Raw genomic sequence first — 7,572 nt, 5'->3', positions numbered from 1 at the left:
TGAAACGCCTGCAGGGCGCGCAGGACCACATCAAGCAACAAGCCTCGACCGCGACGAGTTTCAAGCAACTGTCCGAGTTGGACGATGCCACGAAGCAATTGGGCGAGGACACCGACAAGCTGATCGCGGCGCTGCTGCCCCAGCGCGCGCAACTGCAGGCGCAGCTCGGTGTGCTTGGTCCGCCGCCGGTCGCGGGCGCCACGCCGGAAGCGCCCGCGGTCGCTGAGCAGCGCACCGATCTCGACACGCGCAAGGCGCAGCTCGACGCCGAGCTCAAGCAGGCCAGCGACAGCAAGGCCAATCTCGTCAACCTGACCGGACAGATCGCGCGGCTCGGACACGGACTGATGAAAAACCAGCTCGCGTTCCGTTCCGGCAGTATTTTCGGCGCGCAGTTCTGGGCGCCGCTGTTCCAGCCGAACCCGGACGACCAGGAGCGTCTGCGCGCATTCGGCGAAGAAGTTTCGCCGGTGCTGAAGGCGGTCTGGCAGCCGGGGCAGAAGGCGGTCACCGTGCTGCTTCTGGTGCTCGCGCTCGTGGTGTGGATCGTGGGGCGCCAACTGGCAGAGCGGGGAATGGCCTACCTGTGCCTGCACCGGTTGCCCGAGGGCCGGCTGCGGCGCAGTGCGTTCGCACTATCGACGACGCTCGCCACCGTGTTCGCGACGGCCATCGCCGTGCAACTCGTGTACTACGCATTGACGCGCCATGCGGAGCTTCCACCATCGCTGGACGAACTCGCTGAGGCGCTTGCCAAACTCGCGATGACCAGCGCTCTGATCGTCGGCCTCGGCCGTGCGCTGCTGTGCACGCGGCATCCGACGTGGCGTCTACCGGCCATCGCCGATCCGGTCGCGCTGTCGATGAAGCCGTTCGTCTCGTCGCTCGCGGGCTTGCTGCTGCTGTCGGGCGCACTCGAACAGCTGAACCGCACCGTCGACACCAGCCTGCAGGTCACGCTGTTTGGCCGCGGCATCGTGTCGCTCGTCGTGGTGCTGACCATCGGCCTGTCGCTGGTGCGCTCGAACCGGGTCCGCTCGACGCTGGCCGCCGCGGGCGAGCCGCCCGAAGCGCGTTCCACGCTCGCGGGCCTGATCCACGCGGGTGTCACGCTGACCGTCGTGGTGTCGTTCGGCGCGCTGCTGATCGGCTACATCTCGATCGCGCGGTTCCTCACATACGAATTGGTGTGGTTCGACATCGTGCTGTGCAGCCTCTACCTGCTGACGCAGATCACCAAAGATGCGTGCGAGAGCTTCTTCTCCGCGCATCACGCGAGCGGTCAGGCGATCAAGCATCTGTTCGGCCTCGGCGACATGCATCTCGATCAGGTCTCGACGATCCTGTCGGGCGTCGGCACGAGCCTGCTCGTGCTGATCGCGGTGTTCGCGCTCTTCACCGGCGGCTTCGGCACGACACCCAGCGATCTGCTGAACAGCCTGCTCAACGCGTTCGGCGCGGAGCGGCTGCACCGCCTGAACATCGTGCCGAGCCACATCCTGAACGCGGCGATCGCGCTGGTGGTCGGCGTCTATCTGCTGCGCAGCGTGCGCCGCTGGCTGGATGCGGAACTGCTGCCGAAGAGCGGGATGGACCCGGGCATGCGCATGTCGCTCGTGACGCTGTTCAGCAACCTCGGCTACGTTGTGCTGGTGCTACTGATCCTGTCCCTGCTCGGCGTCAAGTGGAGCAACCTCGCTTGGATCGTAAGCGCCCTGTCGGTGGGGATCGGTTTCGGGCTGCAGGAGATCGTTAAGAACTTCGTGTCAGGCCTGATTCTGCTGACGGAACGGCCCGTGAAGGTCGGCGACATGATCAGCATCAGCGGCGTGGAGGGCGACATTCGTCGCATCAACGTGCGCGCGACGGAAATCCAGCTGAGTGACCGGTCCACCGTGATCGTGCCGAACTCCCAGCTGATCTCGCAGAATCTGCGCAACGTGACGATGGGCAACAGCACGCAGGGCGTCGCGACGCTGATGCTGACGTTCCCGCTGAACACCGACCCCGAACAGATTCGCGACATTCTGCTCAGCGCGTATCAGGAAAACCCCGCGATTCTCGACAAGCCCACGCCTTCGGTGACGTTTAGCCAGTTGACGCCGGACGGTATCACTCTCAGCGTGACGGGCTATGTCAGCAGCCCTCGCATTTCGGGCTCGACGAAGAGCGAACTGCTGTTCGAGATCCTGAAGCGGCTGCGCGTGGCGGAAATCACGCTGTCAACGCCGCAGATGATGATGATCCAGAACGTGCCGCATCCTGGAGCATGAGTCAGCGCGGCGCTGTCGACTTGCTGATAAAAAGGCAGAGCAGCGGCTGGTGCGGCGAATGTTTAGAACTCGCCGACGGCAGTTCGTCTGCACAGTGAATACCAGCGGGGGAAGGTCTGAGCTCCAGTACCCTTTGACTTTGAGAGCGCCTGAGGCGGATCACCAGAAAACTACCAATCTTCCGCATTTCTGAAGTGGCTTAGCCGTGGTTCCTGACGCTCACCGCGAACGGCCGCTTCGGTCGACCAACTAACGACGCACGCATGCGGATGAATGGTCGATATCAGGGCGAAGGAGCCACTGGAGTGTTCCCACAGTCGGTCAGGCGAAGGTCTCTTGATGACCGTCCCCGGACCGATGCTGAACAGCCGAAGTCGCTTGTCGTTTTTGCTTAAAAAATGAGAAAAGTTTGCGAACGGCCGAAAGCGACCGACCCGATCGCTGTACCGATGTAGTGCGACTCGCCCTTCCCACCGCGACTCGGACGGCCTTGCGCCTTGCGCGTTTTGGCATCTCTTTCGATGCGTGGCTGACCTGTCATCGATCCGTCATTCAAACGCTCCACCTGAACGCTACCATCTGAAGCGGCGCGGGCCCGACGGTCTCGGTTCCAGCCCGCGCTTTTCCCGGGGCACCCCTCGCCTTTGGCCCGATCACGACAAGAAGGAAACGGCATGACAAAGAATGAAGACCCGTCCGTTGAATCCCCACAATCGACTGAAGTGCAGGAAACGCCACCCGCCCCGAATCCCGGCCGGCGCACGTTTCTCGGCGGCCTTGCGGCGCTCACCGTTGGCGGTGGCCTTGCCGGCTGCGCGGCGCCCGGAAACACGGGCGACGGCCGCACCGCGCGCGGCCTCGCCGGCGCCGAACTCGATGCCGCACTGCGTGAGAATGTGAAGACGATCGTCGTGATCTATGCCGAAAACCGCAGCTTCAACAACCTGTTTGGCGACTTCCCCGGCGTCGAGAAGCCGCTGTCGTCGTTGAAACCTGGTGACTACCTGCAGCGCGATCGTGACGGCAAGACCGTCTTGCCGTATCTGCCGGCCGTGCCGGGCGGCTGGCTGCACAAGGATCAGGTCACCGACGGCGTAAGCTACCGTGCCGGGCAGCAATACCAGACCAACCTGCCGAACGCGCCGTTCGCGCTCAAGGGCCCAGGCGGCGAAAACCTGCCGCTCTCGCTTGTCACGCACGACCTGTGGCATGTGTTCTATCAGAACCAGATGCAGATCAACGGCGGCCGCAACGACATGTTCGTCGCCTGGGCCGATTCCGCCGGCTTCACGATGGGCCACTACGCGAATACGAGCTACGACCTGCGCATGTGGGATCTCGCAAGCGAATACGTGCTGTGCGACAATTTCTTCCAGGGCGCGTTCGGCGGGTCGTTTCTCAATCACCAGTATCTCGCTGCGGCCACGCCGCCACGCTATGCAAATCCGCGCGAGAGTATCGCGAAGTTCCAGATCGCGGAGACCGTGAGCGGACGACCTGACGACCCGAACCTGAAGCCGCTGTCGGCTTCGCCGCCAAGCGCGAAGGACGGCATCCCGAAGTTCGGTCCTAGCGCGCTCACGCCGCCCGAGACGCTCGCCAACGGAGCGACGCTGAGTTACGCCGTCAACACGATGATGCCGCCGTACGCGCCGACGCCACTCACACCCGGTCCGGATGGCGTCGTCGATTTCCGGCTCGATGCAAACGCTATGGCCGTGCCGCCGCAGACCCACGAGCACATCGGCGACAAGCTCGACCGGCGCGGCGTCGAATGGGCCTGGTATGCGGGCGCCTTCCAGGAGACGCTCGATCGCCACGGCGCGAACCTCACGAACGGCACGCCGGTGATCCCGAACTTCCAGTATCACCATCAGCCGTTCAACTACTACCGCAATCTCGGGCCGGGCGCCGAGGCCCGGGCGAAGCGTCTGCGCGACGGCGGCCTCGGCGACGACGAGAGCACGAACCGCTTCCTCGCCGATGCACGCGCGGGACGTCTGCCCGCCGTCACGTTCTACAAACCGCAGGGCAACCTGAACATGCACGCGGGTTATGCTGACGTCGCCTCGGGCGACCGCCACATCGTGCATGCGGTCAAGGCGCTGCGCGCGAGCCCGCAGTGGCAGAACATGGTCGTGATTGTGACCGTGGACGAGAACGGCGGCTGGTGGGACCACGTCGCGCCGCCGAAGGGTGACCGGTGGGGGCCAGGTACGCGGGTGCCGGCACTCGTCGTCTCACCGTTCGCGAAGAAGGGATACGTCGACCATACGGTCTACGACACGGGCTCGATCCTTCGCCTCGTCACGCGTGTGTTCGGGCTCGAGACGCTCGACGGTCTAAAGCTGCGCGACGACGCGATGCGCGTGCGCGGACAAACGCCGATGGGCGATCTCACGCACACACTGACCTTCGGCGCGTAATGCGAGCGGAAGCGGCGCCGTTGCAGCGCGCCGCCTGCTGTGGCTTTCGCGGCGCGCGTCCTTTCGTTCAGTGCCCGCCACCGCGCCGGCTGCGCTGCCGCTGGATGTGCTGGCTCCACGCGGCCGAGCGGTCGCGGATGAAGTTCGTGAGCTCGGCGCTCGAAGCGGGCAACGGGTCCGGCTCCGTCTCGTAATGGCCTTTCTCGTTGCGAACCGGCAGCGCGGCGACGCGGGCCGCATGCAGGCGGTCGAGCCGGGAAGGCGTCGACGCGTTCTGGTGATGCGGGCTCGAAACCGGCACTGCGACGTTCGCGAGCGGATCGTCATCGCGCAGCTTGTCGAGCGTGAGTACGTCGCCAAGCGACGGCGCGGCCGCGTCGCGTTTCGTGAGCGGTTTCGTGCCCCAGCGCTCGTGAATGGTCTTCAGCACCGACGTATGGTCGATCGTTTGTCCCTTCGGCGCGCGGAACACGGTGCCCGCCTCGATTAGCGGCGAGACGAGCACGGCTGGCACGCGCAGGCCGAAGCGCGTGAAGTCGAAGCCGTATTCGCCAACCGTGCCATCGCCGGGCGGCGTGGCGCTCGACGGCGGCGCAACGTGATCGTAGTTGCCGCCGTGCTCGTCGTAGGTGATCACGAGCAGCGTCGAGCGCCAGGCCTTGCCGTTGCGCAGAGCGTAATAGGTGTCGTGGATAAGCTGCTCACCGGCCGCGACGTCGTAGTTCGGATGCTGGCTGTTGCCGGTTGCGTCCCAGCTCGGCTCAAGAAACGTGAACGCGGGCAGCTTTCCGCTCGCGGCGAGCGCTTGGAAATCGCGGAAGTGGCCGAAGTGATGCTCGTCGGCGTGCTGCACGTCGGGGAAGTCATGGCGCGTGAGCGGCTCGCGGTTGTAGCCGAAGATCGCCCAGTCGACCTTCGCGTCTCCGAGGTCTGACATGCGGCCGAAGATGCTCGGGCACGTGAAGATCTTGACGAGGTCGTCGAGATGGCCTTGCGAGGTGCCCGCGAGTGCGAACGCACGGTTCGGCATAGTCATGGTGGGCACGGACGCAAACCATGCGTCGCACACGGCATAACCGCGCGCGAGCCCCGATAGCACCGGCAGCAGCTCAGATGTGTACATGGCCATCAACTGCGAAGGCTGGGTGCCGGGCAGCGAGTCCTTGTAGTGCTTCGCGAGATCCGAGGCGATCGCCGACTTGAAGTTCAGCACGAAACCGCGGTTGTCCGGCACGGCGCCGGGAGCAGGGTCGTCGGTTGAGAAAAGCTGGTAGTTCGTATTATAGAAACCTTCGCCGGGGTCCGCGCCAGGCATCAGGTACGGATGCGGGTCGCTGGCCTGGATGCGGTAGACCTCGATCTCGCGGCCCGTGTCGTCGGGATTCGATTCGTTGCCGGTGAGGCCGTCGAACGCGTGGCCGAGCGGGGAACGGTTCCCAGTGTCGCTGTAGAGGAAACCAAGCATCTGGTCGAAGGAACGGTTTTCCAGCATCAGATACACGATGTGATCGATTTTTCCGAGCTTGTTTGCCATGGCCGTCTCCTTTACGAACTTCGCAAAGTACGGCGCTTGCGTGATCGTTGTGTGACCGACGCCACGAAGTAGCCCCGCTGCACCCGGCCGTCCGGACCTGAAGAGGTCTTCCTTCATTCCCGGCGCGGCCAATTGCTTGCTGTCTCGTTGACAAGGCGGTGCAGATAGCGCGCCAGGGCACGCAACTAAACTCGGAACCACGGCAAGGCCAGAATATCTTCGTAAAAATATAATGTTGCGTTGCAGCATTTCTCGTCTATGCTCATTCGAGCAGGACCATGGCCTTTGTGCCAATCCGGTTCCCTATCTGCGGAGGTACATATGACGAATCCGCGCTGTTTGCCCAATTTGACGCTTCACGTGTTCGAGCAGGATGGTGGCTGGCAATGGGCGATCACGATCGACCGAGTGCACGGCATGGGCAAGAAAGTGGTCGCGTATAGTGAGAAAGCATTCGGTTCAGCAATGGACGCTCGTGCCGACGGAAAACGAGCATACGACCTCTACATGACCGAGCCCAGCATGTCGGCACTGGTGTAATGGCAGCGGCTACGGCGACTGCCGCACGTTGAATTGAATCTTCGTATGGCCGTCGACGGTTGGTTCCCGGTGCAGCGCCGGCCGCGTGCCGACCTGATTTCTTTACGTCGCTGTTCAAAAATCCGTCGTTATTTCTATCGGACAGGACGGTGTCAGCCATGGATCAGCCCGACACCAACCTCACTTCGCCGATCCTGTCTGCCCATTGGGCCGTGTGGTTTTCGGCATAAGGTTTCGGCTGGGGTTACTGCGCCTTTGCGCTGCCTGCCGAAGCGGTTTGTGAAAAACTCGGCACTGCGAACGGATAAGGCTTTCGGCCGCTGATCTCTGGCGTAGCACTGACGCTTCTCTGTGCTGCGGAAGTGCCGCACTGCGTGCGCCGCGTGCCTGAGCCTCCGTGCCCATCGAATTCGAACCAGATGTGTGGAGACCCGACGAAATTACAATGCGACGCATGACCGCTGACCCCAGCGGCGCATTTCGCTGCAGTTGCGGCCATCACGGCGACAACAAGAAGGTGAGCCTCTTCGATGCGTTTTAGACGAGATTAAGGGCTTTGTTTCAGGACCTACGGGTGCTCACGCACCCACCCGCCGCATTGCCTTCATCGTCTTCTTGAATCCTAGGATTCTCAGCACTCGAGTGAGATGGTAGGCGAGTATCCGTGTGCGCATTTCAAGTATCTGCAGAACGAATTACCCGCGCGGCCTGTTAGCGGCCCGGGCTCACTCGTCTGGTAGCGAGCAAGCCTCAACAGCGGAGCGCCACCGTAACCACAACGAGAGCCGAGAAGATCAGC

General features: G+C 63.2%; 4 protein-coding genes. 3 read left to right on the top strand and 1 reads right to left on the bottom strand.

The window, feature by feature from the left end:
* Both M0954_RS16760 and acpA read left to right on the top strand, forming a co-directional pair.
* The coding region (locus M0954_RS16760; RefSeq protein ID WP_297354356.1) for a DUF3772 domain-containing protein at nt 1–2,273 on the top strand (2,273 nt) is incomplete at its 5' end.
* A 674-nt stretch (nt 2,274–2,947) separates the two neighbouring features.
* The gene (gene acpA, locus M0954_RS16755; RefSeq protein ID WP_297354353.1) at nt 2,948–4,699 is read left to right on the top strand and encodes an acid phosphatase; all 1,752 of its coding nucleotides are present in this window, start codon (nt 2,948–2,950) and stop codon (nt 4,697–4,699) included.
* A gap of 67 nt (nt 4,700–4,766) precedes the next feature.
* Here the strand turns inward: acpA and M0954_RS16750 are convergent, their stop codons facing one another.
* Complete coding sequence (locus tag M0954_RS16750; RefSeq protein WP_297354351.1) at nt 4,767–6,233, bottom strand: alkaline phosphatase family protein; 1,467 nt, start codon at nt 6,231–6,233, stop codon at nt 4,767–4,769.
* 321 nt (nt 6,234–6,554) lie between these two features.
* Here M0954_RS16750 and M0954_RS16745 point away from each other — a divergent pair, with 321 nt between their 5' ends.
* The gene (locus M0954_RS16745) at nt 6,555–6,773 is read left to right on the top strand and encodes a hypothetical protein (protein ID WP_297354349.1); all 219 of its coding nucleotides are present in this window, start codon (nt 6,555–6,557) and stop codon (nt 6,771–6,773) included.
* The last annotated feature ends 799 nt before the right edge of the window (nt 6,774–7,572 follow it).

Source organism: Paraburkholderia sp. (assembly GCF_026225065.1).
Classification (GTDB): domain Bacteria; phylum Pseudomonadota; class Gammaproteobacteria; order Burkholderiales; family Burkholderiaceae; genus Paraburkholderia.
Note: the sequence above shows the minus strand (reverse complement) of the source record. Positions and strands in the feature narration are given on the sequence as shown.

Bases quoted from the DNA above. Each gene is read 5' to 3' on its own strand.
- M0954_RS16750 (WP_297354351.1), bottom strand. From the start codon at position 6,233: ATGGCAAACAAGCTCGGAAAAATCGATCACATCGTGTATCTGATGCTG.
- acpA (WP_297354353.1), top strand. From the start codon at position 2,948: ATGACAAAGAATGAAGACCCGTCCGTTGAATCCCCACAATCGACTGAA.
- M0954_RS16745 (WP_297354349.1), top strand. From the start codon at position 6,555: ATGACGAATCCGCGCTGTTTGCCCAATTTGACGCTTCACGTGTTCGAG.